This is a genomic window from Cytobacillus sp. FSL W8-0315 (genome assembly GCF_038002905.1).
In the GTDB taxonomy this organism is placed as follows: Bacteria; Bacillota; Bacilli; order Bacillales; family Cytobacillaceae; genus Cytobacillus; species Cytobacillus pseudoceanisediminis.
This window is the reverse complement of the sequence record NZ_JBBOOC010000001.1, coordinates 4,157,291-4,172,575: the sequence shown is the minus strand read 5'-3', so window position 1 is coordinate 4,172,575 and position 15,285 is coordinate 4,157,291. Positions and strand designations below refer to the sequence as shown.

General features: G+C 42.1%; 15 protein-coding genes. 14 read left to right on the top strand and 1 reads right to left on the bottom strand.

Annotated elements, in window-relative coordinates; genetic code table 11:
• The first annotated feature begins 174 nt into the window (after positions 1–174).
• From def to spoVM, 10 genes are all read left to right on the top strand, one after another.
• Positions 175–660, top strand: a complete 486-nt coding sequence (gene def, locus MKY20_RS21415) for a peptide deformylase (protein ID WP_009330816.1) — start codon at positions 175–177, stop codon at positions 658–660.
• Positions 657–1,607, top strand: coding sequence for a methionyl-tRNA formyltransferase (gene fmt / locus MKY20_RS21410; RefSeq protein WP_019381733.1), 951 nt, complete (start codon positions 657–659; stop codon positions 1,605–1,607). Before def ends, fmt begins: the two co-directional genes overlap by 4 nt.
• Positions 1,604–2,959, top strand: a complete 1,356-nt coding sequence (gene rsmB, locus MKY20_RS21405) for a 16S rRNA (cytosine(967)-C(5))-methyltransferase RsmB (RefSeq protein ID WP_009330814.1) — start codon at positions 1,604–1,606, stop codon at positions 2,957–2,959. The genes fmt and rsmB overlap by 4 nt, the downstream gene beginning before the upstream one ends.
• Positions 2,960–4,045 carry a 23S rRNA (adenine(2503)-C(2))-methyltransferase RlmN gene (gene rlmN, locus MKY20_RS21400; protein ID WP_019381734.1) on the top strand — a complete coding sequence of 362 codons (1,086 nt, stop codon included), beginning with the start codon at positions 2,960–2,962 and terminating at the stop codon, positions 4,043–4,045.
• A gap of 4 nt (positions 4,046–4,049) precedes the next feature.
• Positions 4,050–4,814 (top strand): Stp1/IreP family PP2C-type Ser/Thr phosphatase, encoded by a 765-nt coding sequence (locus MKY20_RS21395; protein ID WP_019381735.1) that lies wholly within the window; start codon positions 4,050–4,052, stop codon positions 4,812–4,814.
• Positions 4,807–6,801, top strand: coding sequence for a Stk1 family PASTA domain-containing Ser/Thr kinase (pknB, locus tag MKY20_RS21390; RefSeq protein ID WP_251175181.1), 1,995 nt, complete (start codon positions 4,807–4,809; stop codon positions 6,799–6,801). The genes MKY20_RS21395 and pknB overlap by 8 nt, the downstream gene beginning before the upstream one ends.
• Positions 6,802–6,816: 15 nt before the next feature.
• Positions 6,817–7,698, top strand: a complete 882-nt coding sequence (gene rsgA / locus MKY20_RS21385; protein ID WP_009330810.1) for a ribosome small subunit-dependent GTPase A — start codon at positions 6,817–6,819, stop codon at positions 7,696–7,698.
• 3 nt (positions 7,699–7,701) lie between these two features.
• Entirely contained in the window at positions 7,702–8,352 is a 651-nt protein-coding gene (rpe, locus tag MKY20_RS21380) for a ribulose-phosphate 3-epimerase (protein ID WP_009330809.1), read from the top strand.
• 70 nt (positions 8,353–8,422) lie between these two features.
• Complete coding sequence (locus MKY20_RS21375; protein ID WP_019381738.1) at positions 8,423–9,070, top strand: thiamine diphosphokinase; 648 nt, start codon at positions 8,423–8,425, stop codon at positions 9,068–9,070.
• Positions 9,071–9,247: 177 nt separating this feature from the next.
• Positions 9,248–9,328 carry a stage V sporulation protein SpoVM gene (gene spoVM / locus MKY20_RS21370; protein WP_019381739.1) on the top strand — a complete coding sequence of 27 codons (81 nt, stop codon included), beginning with the start codon at positions 9,248–9,250 and terminating at the stop codon, positions 9,326–9,328.
• 146 nt (positions 9,329–9,474) lie between these two features.
• Here the strand turns inward: spoVM and rpmB are convergent, their stop codons facing one another.
• A complete protein-coding gene (gene rpmB / locus MKY20_RS21365; RefSeq protein ID WP_019381740.1) occupies positions 9,475–9,663 on the bottom strand; it encodes a 50S ribosomal protein L28 in 189 nt (62 codons plus the stop codon).
• Positions 9,664–10,111: 448 nt separating this feature from the next.
• Here rpmB and MKY20_RS21360 point away from each other — a divergent pair, with 448 nt between their 5' ends.
• The 4 genes from MKY20_RS21360 (at position 10,112) to fapR (ending at position 15,272) form a co-directional block, all read left to right on the top strand.
• The gene (locus MKY20_RS21360; RefSeq protein WP_009330806.1) at positions 10,112–10,474 is read left to right on the top strand and encodes an Asp23/Gls24 family envelope stress response protein; all 363 of its coding nucleotides are present in this window, start codon (positions 10,112–10,114) and stop codon (positions 10,472–10,474) included.
• A 16-nt stretch (positions 10,475–10,490) separates the two neighbouring features.
• On the top strand, positions 10,491–12,167 hold the full coding sequence (locus tag MKY20_RS21355) for a DAK2 domain-containing protein (RefSeq protein ID WP_251175161.1): 1,677 nt from the start codon (positions 10,491–10,493) through the stop codon (positions 12,165–12,167).
• Between the two features lie 232 nt (positions 12,168–12,399).
• A complete protein-coding gene (gene recG, locus MKY20_RS21350) occupies positions 12,400–14,448 on the top strand; it encodes an ATP-dependent DNA helicase RecG (protein WP_217025453.1) in 2,049 nt (682 codons plus the stop codon).
• A 263-nt stretch (positions 14,449–14,711) separates the two neighbouring features.
• Complete coding sequence (fapR, locus tag MKY20_RS21345) at positions 14,712–15,272, top strand: transcription factor FapR (protein ID WP_019381743.1); 561 nt, start codon at positions 14,712–14,714, stop codon at positions 15,270–15,272.
• Positions 15,273–15,285 lie beyond the last annotated feature (13 nt).

The following is a 15,285-nucleotide window of genomic DNA, read 5'->3' as shown; positions in this document are numbered from 1 at the left end:
AGGTTAGTTTGTTTGAACTTACAGAACTGTTGGCCTTACTAAGAACGTTTTACAGCATCAAATCATACGTCTAAAAGCGTTAGCTATTTAGGAGGAGCTTCTCAGGAGCTTCTGTTTTTGTGGTTATGAATAAACTCAATTTGGTTGAAAATAGATAAAAATGGAGGAAATGTTTTGGCAGTAAAAAAAATTGTATCTTATCCGGCTGAGGTTCTGGAGGCAGAATGCGAACCCGTTAAGGTGTTTGATAAAAAACTGGGCAAGCTGTTAAATGATATGTATGATACGATGATCGAATTCGATGGTGTCGGGCTTGCTGCTCCGCAAATCGGGCTTAGCAGGCAAATTGCCATTGTTGATATAGATGATGAATTTGGAACAATTGAAATAATTAATCCGGAAATCCTTGAAACGAATGGGGAACAGACAGGCCCTGAAGGGTGCCTGAGCTTTCCTGGGTTATATGGTGAAGTAACAAGGCCTGAATATGTAAAAATCAAGGCGCAGGATCGAAAAGGGAAATATTTTACCCTCGAGGCTGAGGATTTCCTGGCAAGAGCGATCCTCCATGAAATTGATCATTTGCATGGGGTGCTATTTACCTCAAAAGTTACAAGATACTTGAACGAAGAAGAGTTGGAAGGATTGGAAGCTGAATGACAAAAATCGTATTTATGGGCACACCCGATTTTTCAGTGCCTGTACTGAAGCAAATAATAGAGGACGGATATGAAGTAATCGGAGTGGTTACTCAGCCCGACAGGCCTGTTGGAAGGAAAAAGGTTCTTACTCCCCCGCCTGTAAAAGTCGAAGCTGAAAAACAGGGCATCCCTGTGTATCAGCCCGAAAAAATCCGCCAGCCAGAAGAGCTGGAGAAAGTTCTTGCTCTTAAGCCTGACCTGGTTGTCACGGCTGCATTTGGACAAATTTTGCCGAAGGAGCTTTTGGATGCACCCAAGTTCGGCTGCATAAATGTACATGCATCATTGCTTCCTGAATTGCGCGGCGGTGCACCTATTCACTACTCCATTCTGCAGGGGAAAGAAAAAACGGGAATCACCATTATGTACATGGCTGAGAAGCTTGATGCCGGCGATATTTTAACACAAGTGGAAGTGCCGATTACGGAAAGAGATACAGTTGGCACTCTTCACGATAAACTTAGCGCTGCTGGGTCAAAGCTTTTGTCTGAAACACTGCCAAAGCTCCTGAATAGTGAACTCACTCCCATCAGGCAAAATGATGAAGAAGCCACTTTTGCTTATAACATTAAAAGAGAACAGGAAAAAATCGACTGGGGCAAAACTGGTGAAGAAATCTATAACCACATTAGAGGGTTAAATCCATGGCCGGTTGCCTATACAACTTTTGACGGCAAAGTGATTAAAATCTGGAATTCGGAGAAGGTTAAATCTGCTGAAAACAAAGAACCGGGAACAATTATCAGGCTTGAGGAAGATGGAATCGTTGTGGCAGCAGGGAATGAGACAGCCATTAAAATTACAGAACTGCAGCCTTCCGGAAAGAAAAAGATGCCAGCAGAACAATTTTTAAGAGGCTCAGGATCCCATCTAACTCCCGGCGGCCGTTTGGGAGACTCCGAATGAAAAAGCTAAAAAAGAAAAATGTAAGAGAAACTGCACTGGAACTTCTCGAAGCCATTGAAAAAAATCAGTCCTACAGCAATCTATTACTTAATAACGCCATAAAAAAGAACGAAATTGACCAGAAGGACATCGGTCTTCTTACTGAACTGACTTATGGTACCCTTCAACGCCGGATGACACTCGATTTTTACCTGCAGCCTTTTTTAGCAGGCAATAAAAAAATTGAAAGCTGGGTAAACCAGCTCTTAAGGCTTACACTGTATCAGATGGTTTTTCTTGATAAAATTCCAGATCGCGCAGCTATTTTCGAGGCAGTAGAAATAGCAAAACGATGGGGGCATAAAGGGATTTCCGGCATGGTCAATGGCGTGCTCAGGAACGTTCAAAGAAAGGGGCTTCCTGATCTTGAGCAAATTGAAGACAGTGTTGAACGCCTTTCCATTGAGACTAGTCATCCCGCGTGGCTTGTAAAAAGATGGGCCGATCAGCTTGGGTTTGAAGAAACAAAGAAAATGTGTGAAATTAACTTGACTGCTCCACTTCAGACTGCAAGGGTAAATGAGGTAAAGGCCTCGAGGGAAGAATGCTTGTCACTTCTTAAGGAAGAAGGATTTGAAGTGGAACCAAGTCAGTTTATACCAGTTGCCATTAAATGTTTAAGAGGAAACCTTGCCAATTCGCGTGTCTTCAAAGATGGCCTGATTACTATTCAGGACGAAAGCTCCATGCTCGCTGCTTATGCCCTTGGAGGAAATCCAAATGAAAAGATTCTGGATGCCTGCGCAGCACCCGGAGGAAAAACCACACATATTGCAGAAAAAATGCAAAATACTGGACAAGTCATTTCGCTGGACCTTCACGAGCATAAAGTAAAGCTGATTAATGATAATGCCGATAGACTGGGACTATCGAATATTAAGACAAATGCCCTTGACAGCAGGAAAGTGCAGGAGCATTATGAAAAAGAATCATTTGACCGTATTTTAGTGGATGCCCCATGCTCAGGCCTTGGAGTTATGAGAAGAAAGCCTGATATGAAATACACAAAAAAAGAAGATGATTTATATCATCTTCATAAGATTCAAAGAAATCTTTTGGATGCCGTTTCACCTTTGCTGAAAAAAGGTGGTATTCTTGTTTATAGTACATGTACAGTGGACAAGGAAGAGAATCAGCATGTTGTCCAGTCGTTTTTAAAGAATAATGCGGAATTTGAGGGAGATATATCAGTTCGTGAGCGAATGCCTAAAGCAATTGCTCCGTTTATAGATAATTTTGAACTGCAGATTTTACCGCAGGATATTGGTTCGGACGGGTTTTATATAGCCTGTCTGAGAAAGAAGGTGCAATAAATGGAACAAACAGCAGCAGAGAAAATAACAGAAGCAGAACAAAAACCATCCGTTTATACTTTACAGCTGAATGAGCTGAAGGATTGGCTTAAAGAAAATAATGAGAAAGCTTTCAGGGCTGAGCAAATTTTTGATTGGCTTTACACAAAAAGAATCACATCATTTGAGGATATGACGAACCTGTCAAAAGGGTTAAGAGATACGCTATCAGCAAATTTTTCGCTGACAACTCTTAAAACGATCATTCAGCAGGAGTCAGCTGATGGGACAATAAAATTTTTATTTGAACTTCATGATGGCTATTCCATTGAAACCGTACTGATGAGGCATGACTATGGTAATTCAGTATGTGTAACTACTCAAGTGGGCTGCCGAATCGGCTGTACATTCTGTGCTTCAACTTTAGGCGGATTAAAACGGAATCTTGAAGCAGGAGAAATCGTTGCTCAGGTCGTAAAAGTACAACAGGCACTAGATGAGACAGATGAACGGGTCAGCTCGGTTGTTATTATGGGGATCGGTGAGCCATTTGATAATTATGACAGTATGCTGTCATTCCTGAAGATAATCAACCATGATAAAGGGCTGAATATCGGTGCGCGCCATATCACTGTTTCGACTAGCGGAATCATCCCAAAAATCTATAAATTTGCAGATGAAAATATGCAGATCAATTTCGCGATCTCATTACATGCTCCAAACACAGAAATCAGAAGCCGCCTGATGCCAATAAATAGAGCTTATAAGCTGCCGGACCTTATGGATTCAATCAGGTACTATATAAATAAAACAGGCAGACGAGTGAGTTTCGAATATGGATTATTCGGAGGGGTCAATGACCAGGTGGAACATGCCGAAGAGCTGGCAAAGCTAATAAAAAATGTGAAGTGCCATGTTAACCTGATTCCAGTAAACTATGTGCCTGAACGAGATTATGTGAGGACACCCAAGGATCAAATTTTTGCTTTTGAAAAGACACTGAAGAACCACGGCATTAATGTAACCATTCGCAGGGAGCACGGTCATGATATAGATGCAGCATGCGGACAACTTCGTGCAAAGGAGCGAAAAGAGGAGACGAGGTGACAGAATGAAAGCTGTTTTTATGACAGATCAAGGCAAAGTCAGGCAGCATAACGAAGATAATGGCGGCATCTATGTGAACAGCAAGGGGCAGCGCCTTGCCATCGTAGCAGATGGCATGGGCGGCCACCGGGCTGGCGATGTGGCAAGCGAAATGACGCTAACAAGTTTAAAAGGATTCTGGGATCAGACAGATGACTTTCAGACTGCCGAAGAGGCGGAAGGATGGCTGCGGAAGTATATTGCAGAGGTCAACACCATTCTTTATGAACATTCGAAAGAAAATGAACAATGTGAAGGCATGGGAACAACTGTTGTGGCTGCAATCTGTACTGATCGTTTTGCGACAATTGCCAATATCGGCGACAGCAGATGTTATATCTTGAATGAATCGGGTTTTCAGCAGCTGACGGAAGATCATTCCCTAGTGAATGAACTTGTAAGGTCCGGGCAGATTACCAAGGAAGATGCTGAGCATCATCCAAGAAAAAATGTGCTCCTCCGGGCATTGGGAACTGAAGCAGCGGTTGAGATGGATATCAAAACCATAACGTTTGAAGAGGGCGATTTATTATTATTATGCTCTGACGGTTTGTCCAACAAGGTAGATGTGGCTGAAATGATTGAAATCCTCAAAAGCGGACGAACTCTGGAGGAAAAAGCCTCAGTGCTGATTGAACAGGCCAATAATAATGGCGGCGAAGACAATATTACGCTCGTGATTGCTGAGTATTTTGAAAGCAATGAGAGCGGGATGATAAATGATGATTAAGGGAAGAAGATTAAGCGGCCGCTATAAGATTCTTGATATGATTGGCGGAGGCGGCATGGCAAATGTCTACCTGGCCCATGACATGATTCTGGATCGAGATGTAGCGGTGAAAGTGCTTCGGATGGATTTTGCCGAAGATGAAGAATTTATCCGCCGTTTTCATCGTGAAGCCCAATCAGCTACCAGCTTAGCCCACCCGAACATCGTCAGTATCTATGATGTTGGCGAAGAGGATTCAATCTATTATATTGTGATGGAATATGTAGATGGACAAACGTTAAAGCAATACATACAGCAAAACAGCCCGATTCGCATAGATGATTCGCTGGAAATTATGAAACAGCTCACCTCAGCCATATCTCATGCACATCAAAACCATATCATACACCGGGATATTAAACCGCATAATATTTTGATAGATAGGCATGGTAATGTAAAGATTACTGATTTCGGAATTGCCATGGCATTAAGCGCTACCAGTATAACTCAGACCAATTCTGTTTTAGGCTCTGTTCATTATCTTTCTCCGGAACAGGCCAGGGGGGGGATGGCCAACAGAAAGTCTGATATCTACTCCCTTGGCATTGTTATGTTTGAGCTTTTGACAGGCAGGCTTCCTTTCTCAGGTGAATCCGCTGTATCAATAGCTCTCAAACATCTGCAGTCAGAGACGCCTTCCCTTAAGAGATGGAATCCTTCAATACCGCAAAGTGTTGAAAATATCGTTTTAAAAGCGACAGCTAAAGATCCTTTTCACAGGTATGATTCTGTTGAAGATATGGAAGAGGATATCAGTACAGCGCTTGAACCCGAAAGGCTTCATGAAGGAAAGTTTATGGTCCCGATTGACGATGATGCTACAAAGGCAATCCCTGTTATTACGGATGACCGCCCATACCAAAGCATGGACGAAACACTTGTACATGCTAAGGATCCAAAGGGAGACACGCAGCCTGTGGCAAAACCTCTTCCTGAAAAGAAGAAGAAGGAAAAAAAGAAAAAAAAGAAGAAAAAGAAATGGCCAATTATTCTGGTATCCGTCTTTTTGTTTCTGGCTGTGTTAGGCATCCTGGCCATAACTGTTTTACCTGATCTTATTGCGCCCAAGGATGTCCAGGTTCCTGATGTGTCAGGAAAAGAGGTGGAAGACGCAGTAGCAGAGCTTATTGCCGCTGGGTTTACGGTTAGGGATACAAAGCCGATAAGTGACCCTGATGTGGAAGAAGGTCTGGTAGTAAAAACAGATCCGAAAGCAGGCAGAACCGTAAAAGAAGGAACTTCCATTGATATCTATGAAAGCACTGGCAAGGAAAAATTTGAATTAGCTGATTACCAGGGCAGGCAATACGACGATGTAGTCCGCTTGCTTGAAAGCAAAAATTTTAAAAGCATTGAAAAAACAGAAGAAAATAATGAGAGTGAGCCGGCTGGGACAATCCTGGACCAAAACTTCTCAGAAGGCGATCTTGTCGTTCCCGAGGATACAGAATTGATTTTTACTGTCAGCAAAGGTCCGGCGCCAATTGCCTTAAAAGACCTGCGCGGCTATAACGAAAAGGGGCTGCAGGAGTACGAAGAATCGTCGGGATTAAAAGTAGAATATGGAGAAGAAGAATTTCATGAGGAAGTCCCAGAAGGACTAGTCATCAATCAGGATCCGGCACCAGGCACAAACCTGGCAAGCGGACAGAAAGTGACGGTGGTTCTTTCAAAAGGGAAAAAAGAACTTCTTCCTAAGACAGAAAATATTGAGATCAGCGTTCCCTATGAGCCTGCAGCCGAAGGTGAGCCAAATGAAGTTCAGATTATCATTAAGGATATGAATAATCCTGGTTCTGAACCAGTTCATACAGAGCTGATTTATGAAGATACGGTAATCCCAATTGATATAACAATTGCTCCCGGACAGAATGCCACTTATAAGGTTCTGCGGGATGGCCAGGTTTTTGAAGAAAAGGAAATCCCTTATCCGGAAGAAGAATCATAAGCAAGGAGTGTTGCTATGCCTGAGGGCAAAATTATTAAAGCCTTAGCCGGGTTTTATTATGTTTTTAGCGGAGATGAAATCATTCAGTGCCGAGGCCGCGGAGTTTTCCGGAAAAATAAGGTTAACCCGCTGGTCGGTGATGAAGTCGTGTTTCAGGCAGAAAGTATTACAGAAGGATACATCTTAGAAGTAAAAGAACGGAAAAATGAGTTGATCCGTCCGCCAATTGCAAATGTTGATCAGGCCATTCTAGTGTTTTCAGCTGTTGAACCGGGCTTCAGCACCTCTCTATTAGATCGTTTCCTGGTGCTGGTTGAATTCAATCGTATAAAGCCAATCATCTGCATTACTAAAATAGATCTGACAGACGAACATGGGTATAAGGAAATCCAGCAATATGCATCAGATTACCGCAAAGCCGGCTATGATGTTTTGCTGACTTCCTCCGAAACAGAAGAAGGCGTTAAAGACTTAATGCCATATCTGGAAGGCGAGATCTCCGTTTTTGCAGGACAGTCAGGTGTGGGGAAATCATCTTTGTTAAATGTATTAAGACCAGATTTAGAGCTGAAAACAAATGATATTTCTTCACATTTGGGCAGGGGAAAGCATACAACCAGGCATGTAGAACTGATAGAGGTTGGGAAAGGGCTTGTTGCTGATACCCCGGGATTCAGCTCCCTTGAATTTACAGATATCGAATTGGAGGATCTGAATTATTGCTTTCCGGAAATTCAGGAGAAAAGCGATCAATGCAAATTTAGAGGCTGCCTGCACATGGCAGAACCGAAATGCGCTGTAAAGGCCGCCAGTGAAAACGGTGAAATTCCTTCCTACAGATACGAACACTACAAAACCTTTCTGCAGGAAATAAAAGATAGAAAGCCGAGGTATTAATTCATGGTAAAAATCGCACCTTCGATTTTATCGGCAGATTTTTCTAAATTGGGAGAAGAGATTAAAGATGTAGAGCGCGGCGGAGCTGATTATATTCATGTCGATGTAATGGACGGCCATTTTGTACCGAATATTACAATTGGTCCATTAATTGTTGATGCAATCCGTCCTGTGACAAAGCTGCCCCTGGATGTTCATTTGATGATAGAAAATCCGGATAACTACATTGAGGCATTTGCTAATGCGGGGGCAGATTATATCACTGTACATGCAGAAGCATGCAAACACCTTCACAGAACGATTCATTTTATTAAATCATTCGGGGTCAAGGCAGGAGTGGTTCTTAACCCGGCTACACCAGTTAATATGATTGAGCATATTATTGATGATATTGATATGGTATTGCTTATGACTGTTAATCCTGGTTTTGGAGGACAAAAGTTCATCCCTGGCGTTCTTCCTAAGATTAAGGCGGTTAAGGAAATGGCTGACGCAAAAGGTCTAAATATTGAAATTGAAGTGGACGGCGGAGTGAATGAAGAAACAGCACAATTGTGCATTGAAGCTGGAGCGAATGTGCTTGTTGCCGGGTCGGCAATTTATAATCAGAAAGACAGAGCCGTGGCGATTGCTGCTTTAAAAGGTTCGAAATAAAAAAGAGCCAGCTTGAATAGAGCTGGCTTTTTATAATATAAGATATATATCATGATTGGAGCAATATGAAATGATTATAAATATTTTAGCTGGCGGCCCTGAGGATTTGCTGCCTGAACTGTCTTCATTCAGTAATGCCGGTGACAATTGGGTCGGGGTAGATAGAGGAGTGCTTACACTCATTCAAAATGGCATGCAGCCGAAAATGGCATTTGGCGATTTTGATTCTGTGTCAAATGAAGAACTATTAATCATTGAAGAAAAAGTAAAAGAGCTGAACAGGTTCAAGCCGGAGAAAGACGAAACCGACATGGAGCTTGCCCTGAATTGGGCACTGGAACAAAATCCTGAGAAAATCCGTCTGTTTGGCGCCACAGGCGGCCGGCTTGACCACTTATTTGCAAATATTCAGCTGTTAATAAAGCCTGTACTTGAAGGAAACTTTGTTCCTGTCGAAATTATTGACAAAAAAAATAAGATTAATATTAAAGCTCCAGGTGAATACACCATAAAGCAAAATCCAAATTTCAAATACATTTCTTTTGTCCCGATCACAATGGAAATTAAGGGCCTCACATTAAGAAATTTCAAGTATCCGCTCACAGATCGGACCGTCTCTGCCGGTTCTACTCTTTGTATCAGCAATGAACTTATTGATGATTGTGGTACTTTTTCTTTTACTGAAGGCATATTAATGGTTGTAAGAAGCAAGGATTAAGAGCCGGGCCAGTACTGCCCTGCAAGGTGCTGGGAATCTGGATATGAGTGCTGGCATGAATTGCTTTCTGATCATTTTTTGTAATCATGAGTACTCATCTTTCGTTATTTGAATAAGATGGTAAAGACGATTTAAGGACAGAATGGATGCGTAAGATCGTGAGGAGGGACACGAGTAATGAGATTTTATACAATCAAACTTCCTAAATTTTTAGGGGGCATTGTGCGTGCCATGTTAGGGACCTTCAAAAAGGGGTAAACTCCCATAAATGAAAAAGAAAATAGCATTAAAAACTGGGCACCTCTCTGGGGTGCTTTTATTTTTTGATTCAATGGGGGAGAATGAATAGTGGATTATAAAAAGGAAAATAAAAAGGACATCCTAAAAGGATGTCCCTGAGCAGATTAAACGCGCTCAACTTTACCTGATTTAAGTGCTCTTGCAGATACCCAAACACGTTTAGGTTTACCGTCTACAAGAATACGTACCTTTTGAAGGTTAGCACCCCAAGTACGCTTGTTAGCGTTCATCGCGTGAGAACGTGCGTTACCTGAAGTTGTTTTTTTACCAGTTACAACACATTTGCGTGGCATGTATGTTTCCCTCCTTACTAAAAGCATAAGCTGAAACTATTTTTCAATGCTTTCATTTGCAATAGTCAGATTCATCCATCTGAATTAATGAGGAACTCCGTTTCGGATCTCGACATTAAAAGATACTTTAATAATTTATCATACAACCCTTCTGATTGCAATAGTTTGCTTTCAAGAAAATTTCCTTGACATAGGGGTATGGAACATGAGCTATAATAGGGATGGGGAAGTATGGCTTTCAATATTACAGCCCATATAGTAAAATATCATAAGGTATGCATAAAGCTTTGGAGTTAGAAAGATCGCTGCCCAGCTGAAAAGGATGCATTCTCCTTTAACAGCAAGCTTGCCTCCATTTTACAATTAAGGGGGAACGCCAGCGTTTCCGTAAAGCGGGAGCGCTTGAAGAAGCTTTTATTAAAAGCAATTTCCAAAGGGGGAACGAACCATGTCCATCGAATTAAAAACGAATTTCGGGCAAATTGATATCTCTAATGACGTAATTGCAACAATCGCAGGCGGAGCAGCAGTTGACTGCTACGGCATCGTAGGGATGGCCTCTAAAAATCAAATTAAAGATGGCCTTACAGATATACTTCGAAAAGAGAATTTTACCCGCGGTGTTATTGTACGCCAGGAAGAAGATGAAGTACATATCGATATGTATATTATTGTAAGTTACGGAACGAAAATTTCCGAGGTTGCCCACAATGTGCAATCTAAAGTGAAATACACCCTTGATAAAACAGTTGGGCTAAGTACGGACTCGGTTAATATTTACGTTCAGGGAGTTCGTGTAACGAACCCGTAGTGAGGAGGAAAGACTTGTGTCAAAAAGAGATTTAGATGGGAAGCTTTTTGCCGAAATGGTCATACAAGGAGCGAACCATTTATCTGCTAATGCAAAATTAGTGGATGCGTTAAATGTTTTCCCTGTTCCTGATGGAGACACAGGAACGAACATGAATTTGTCAATGACTTCCGGTGCAAAGGAAGTAAAAGCTAATATTCAGGAACATATTGGGAAGGTGGGCTCTGCTCTTTCTAAAGGTTTGCTGATGGGGGCCCGCGGGAACTCTGGAGTAATTCTCTCCCAGCTGTTCCGAGGCTTCTCAAAGCATATTGAACAGAAATCTTCCATCAATGGCAAAGAGTTTGCTGATGCTTTGAATTCAGGTGTAGAAACTGCTTATAAAGCTGTTATGAAGCCGGTTGAAGGAACAATTTTAACCGTTGCTAAAGATTCCGCTAAAAAAGCGGTGCAGGCTGCAAAAAATGAAGATGATATCGTAGTGATTATGGAGGAAGTGTTAAAAGAAGCACGGGCTTCTTTAAACCGGACTCCGGATCTTCTTCCTGTCTTAAAAGAAGTTGGGGTTGTAGACAGCGGCGGGCAGGGTCTTGTTTTTGTATATGAAGGATTCCTTGCAGAGCTCAAGGGCGAAAAACTTCCTGATACACCAGCAGCCCTTCCAAAGATGGATGACCTGGTTAACGCAGAACACCATAAAAATGTTCATAGTTTTATGAACACTGAAGATATTGAATTTGGTTATTGCACAGAGTTTATGGTCAAGTTCGAAACTGAAAAGCTATCTGCTAATCCTTTTTCAGAAGACAAGTTCCGCCAGGACTTAAGCAAATATGGCGACTCGCTTCTTGTGATTGCGGATGAACAGCTTGTAAAAGTACATATCCACTCTGAACAGCCAGGAGATTGCCTGACATACGGACAGCGCTATGGGAGCTTAATCAATATGAAGATTGAAAACATGCGCCAGCAGCACACCAATTTGATTGATGACGTTCCTACACCATTGGCAGCTGAAGCTAAGCCAAAGGAAAAGCAGGAATACGGAATCGTTACAGTATCAATGGGCAGCGGGATTGCGGATCTTTTCCGAAGCATCGGAGCACATGCAGTCATTGAGGGCGGCCAGACGATGAATCCTAGTACGGAAGATATTGTAAAGGCCATCAAAGAAGTGAATGCCAAGAAAGTAATCATTTTGCCAAACAATAAAAATATCATCATGGCTGCACAGCAGGCTGCAGAAGTGACTGAAGAAGAAGCAGTAGTTGTTCCTTCCAAGACCGTCCCTCAGGGAATGGCTGCCCTGCTTGCTTTTAATCCAAGTGCCGGACTCGCAGAAAATGAAGAAGGCATGACAGATGCCCTTCAGCATGTGAAGACAGGCCAAATTACATTTGCTGTCCGTGATACAAGCATCGATGGCCTCGAAATTGAAAAAGATGATTTTATGGGCATCTCAGATGGGAAAATTGTTGTCAAGAACAAGGATAGAGTGCAGGCTGCCAAAGATCTTCTCGATGGAATGATTGATGAAGACTCTGAGATCCTAACCGTATTAAAAGGTGAAGATGCGGCAGAAGAGGAAGTGGATTCACTTATCAGCTATATTGAAGATAAGTATGAAGATGTTGAAGTCGAAGTGCATGATGGCAAACAGCCGCTATACTCTTTTATATTTTCAATCGAATAAACAATAAAAAAAGCGAGGGCCCAGCCTTCGCTTTTGTCCATTTAAAACGATTACATTTTAGTGAACTTCGGAAATATTAATTTATTTGGTTAAAGATTGCTTACTTGCCTATTTAGATTATAGTGTGCTAGTTATAAAGCAGGCGCTGTATAAGCCTGCAGTTAAAAGTAATTGAGCAGGGAGGGGTGGCGGACTGCCTTGAGAAAATATATTTGGCAGCCGTTCAATAAACGTGAATCCAAATTATAATCAGTCTGTTACAGCTGTTAAAGGCATCGGGGAGGAAACAGCAGTATCACTTGCTGAAATGAACATAAACACTGTAAAAGATTTGCTTGAATATTTCCCATATAGATATGAGGATTACAGGCTCAAGGATCTGGAAGAGATTAAGCATGATGAAAGAGTAACTGTGGAAGGAAAGATCCACAGTGAACCTTCACTCGCCTATTATGGAAGGAAACGGTCCAGGCTGACTGTGAGAGTTCTTGTAGGCAGATATCTGATACAAGTGGTCATGTTTAATCAGCCATATTTAAAGAATAAAATTACATTGAACGAAACTGTGACAGTGACAGGCAAATGGGACCAGCACCGCCAGATCATAACAGCCAATGAATTAAAAATAGGGAGTGCCTCCAGTAACAAGGATTTTGAGCCTGTTTACGCTGTGAAAGGAAATATCACTGTCAAGGGAATCAGACGTTTTATAAAACTGGCTTTTTCACAGTATGGAAATGAGATATCAGAAACTTTGCCTGAAAAATATCTTTTGCAATATAGGCTTTTGGATAGGCGAGATGCTATGAGATCGCTCCATTTTCCTGCCAATGATCAGGAACTTAAACAGGGAAGACGGCGATTTGTTTATGAAGAATTCTTCTATTTTCAATTAAAAATGCAGGCACTAAGAAAGATTGAAAGAGAGCAGTCTAAAGGGATTGCGCAAGCTTATGATCTTTCGAGGCTGATGGAGTTTATAGACTCTCTGCCATTTGCCTTAACCAATGCCCAGAAAAGGGTGGTTAATGAGATTCTGACTGACATGAAATCGCCTTATCGGATGAACAGGCTATTACAGGGGGATGTTGGTTCCGGCAAAACGGCTGTTGCGGCGATCGCCCTATTTGCCAGCAGGACAGCAGATTTCCAGGGAGCTTTAATGGTGCCGACCGAAATCCTTGCAGAGCAGCATGCGGAATCTTTAAAAACGATGCTTGAGCCATTTGGCCTGCGATGTGAACTCCTGACAAGCTCCGTCAAAGGAAAGCGCAGAAGAGAAATTCTTCAGCATTTAAAGGATGGAGAAATTGATGTTCTTATAGGCACACATGCACTTATCCAGGAAGAAGTGGAATTTAATAAACTGGGGCTTGTTATTACTGATGAACAGCATAGATTTGGTGTCGGGCAGCGGCGCATCCTCAGGGAAAAAGGCGAGAGTCCGGATGTTCTGTTTATGACTGCCACGCCAATCCCGAGAACATTGGCCATTACTGTTTTTGGGGAAATGGATGTTTCCATCATAGATGAAATGCCGGCAGGGCGAAAAGCGATTGAAACTTATTGGGCAAAACCTGAAATGCTTGATAGAGTACTTGGTTTTATGGAAAAGGAGCTTTCAGCAGGCCAGCAAGTATATGTGATATGTCCCCTAATTGAGGAGTCGGACAAGCTGGATGTTCAGAATGCTATAGATGTCCATGCAACATTGATGCATCATTTTCATGGCCGCTATGATGTGGGCCTCATGCATGGCAGGCTTCACCCAGATGAAAAAGAAAATGTAATGAAGGCTTTTAGCCGAAATGAAACTCAAATTCTTGTTTCTACTACAGTTGTCGAGGTGGGTGTAAATGTCCCAAATGCAACGATGATGGTGATCTATGATGCTGAGCGCTTTGGACTTGCACAGCTGCACCAATTAAGGGGCAGGGTAGGGAGAGGAGATAAACAATCTTATTGTGTTCTTTTAGCAGACCCCAAATCGGAAGTTGGAAAAGAACGAATGAAAATCATGACGGAAACCAATGACGGATTTGCACTAAGTGAAAAGGACCTTGAGCTGAGGGGACCTGGGGACTTTTTCGGAAAAAAACAAAGCGGGCTCCCGGAATTTAAAGTCGCCGATATGGTCCATGATTACCGCGCTCTCGAAACCGCCAGAAACGATGCAGCTTCTCTTGTTGAATCCCATGAATTCTGGCATTCAGATGAGTACCTGCCTTTGAGAAATTATTTAAAGGAAACAGGAGTGCTGGAAGGGGAAAAACTGGACTAAAGGATCGAATGTCACACGCTGAGCTGATTGGAGTGGAGGGAGCTTGATCTTCGAAAAATGTTCTCGCATTTCCTTCGTGCGGTGCTGGCTGAGGAGGCTCCTGTTCCTCCCAGCGGAAATCAACGGACAGAATATGTAAGCTAAACAAATATTCAATCACACTTAAAGCAGATTGCAGAAAAGTTCTTCCTTGCAATCTGCTTTTTTTGATTATATACTACTATTAGTACCTAGTCTTAATATCTCGGACGGTGGGATTTTTAATGAAAAGAAATAAAAAAGAACGCCAGCATTTATTAACGGACACAATAAAAGAAAATCCTTTTGTCACGGACGAGGAACTTGCAGAAAAGTTCACTGTCAGCGTCCAGACAATAAGGCTCGACCGCCTGGAATTATCTATTCCGGAATTGCGGGAAAGAATCAAGCATGTTGCTGAAAAAACTTTCGAGGATGAAGTCCGATCTTTACCCATAGAAGAAATAATCGGTGAAATAATAGATATAGAATTGGATAAAACGGCAATTTCCATTTTCGATGTAAAAAATGAACATGTATTCAAGCGGAATGGAATAGCCCGGGGGCATCACTTGTTTGCACAGGCCAACTCACTGGCAGTTGCTGTAATAAATGATGAACTGGCATTGACAGCGAAAGCCAATATTCAATTCACAAGGCCAGTGCGATTAAATGAACGTGTTATAGCTAAAGCCAAGGTCCTTACAATTGATGTTGACAGCGGGAGGACGATTGTTGAAGTCAATAGCTTTGTGAATAACGAACAGGTATTTAAGGGCGAATTCGACATGTTCAGAAAAAAATAATCACTAAAGGATG

Coding starts and splice junctions, on each gene's coding strand:
- fmt (WP_019381733.1), top strand. CDS start 657: ATGACAAAAATCGTATTTATGGGCACACCCGATTTTTCAGTGCCTGTA.
- rsmB (WP_009330814.1), top strand. CDS start 1,604: ATGAAAAAGCTAAAAAAGAAAAATGTAAGAGAAACTGCACTGGAACTT.
- rlmN (WP_019381734.1), top strand. CDS start 2,960: ATGGAACAAACAGCAGCAGAGAAAATAACAGAAGCAGAACAAAAACCA.
- MKY20_RS21395 (WP_019381735.1), top strand. CDS start 4,050: ATGAAAGCTGTTTTTATGACAGATCAAGGCAAAGTCAGGCAGCATAAC.
- pknB (WP_251175181.1), top strand. CDS start 4,807: ATGATTAAGGGAAGAAGATTAAGCGGCCGCTATAAGATTCTTGATATG.
- rsgA (WP_009330810.1), top strand. CDS start 6,817: ATGCCTGAGGGCAAAATTATTAAAGCCTTAGCCGGGTTTTATTATGTT.
- rpe (WP_009330809.1), top strand. CDS start 7,702: ATGGTAAAAATCGCACCTTCGATTTTATCGGCAGATTTTTCTAAATTG.
- MKY20_RS21375 (WP_019381738.1), top strand. CDS start 8,423: ATGATTATAAATATTTTAGCTGGCGGCCCTGAGGATTTGCTGCCTGAA.
- spoVM (WP_019381739.1), top strand. CDS start 9,248: ATGAGATTTTATACAATCAAACTTCCTAAATTTTTAGGGGGCATTGTG.
- rpmB (WP_019381740.1), bottom strand. CDS start 9,663: ATGCCACGCAAATGTGTTGTAACTGGTAAAAAAACAACTTCAGGTAAC.
- MKY20_RS21360 (WP_009330806.1), top strand. CDS start 10,112: ATGTCCATCGAATTAAAAACGAATTTCGGGCAAATTGATATCTCTAAT.
- fapR (WP_019381743.1), top strand. CDS start 14,712: ATGAAAAGAAATAAAAAAGAACGCCAGCATTTATTAACGGACACAATA.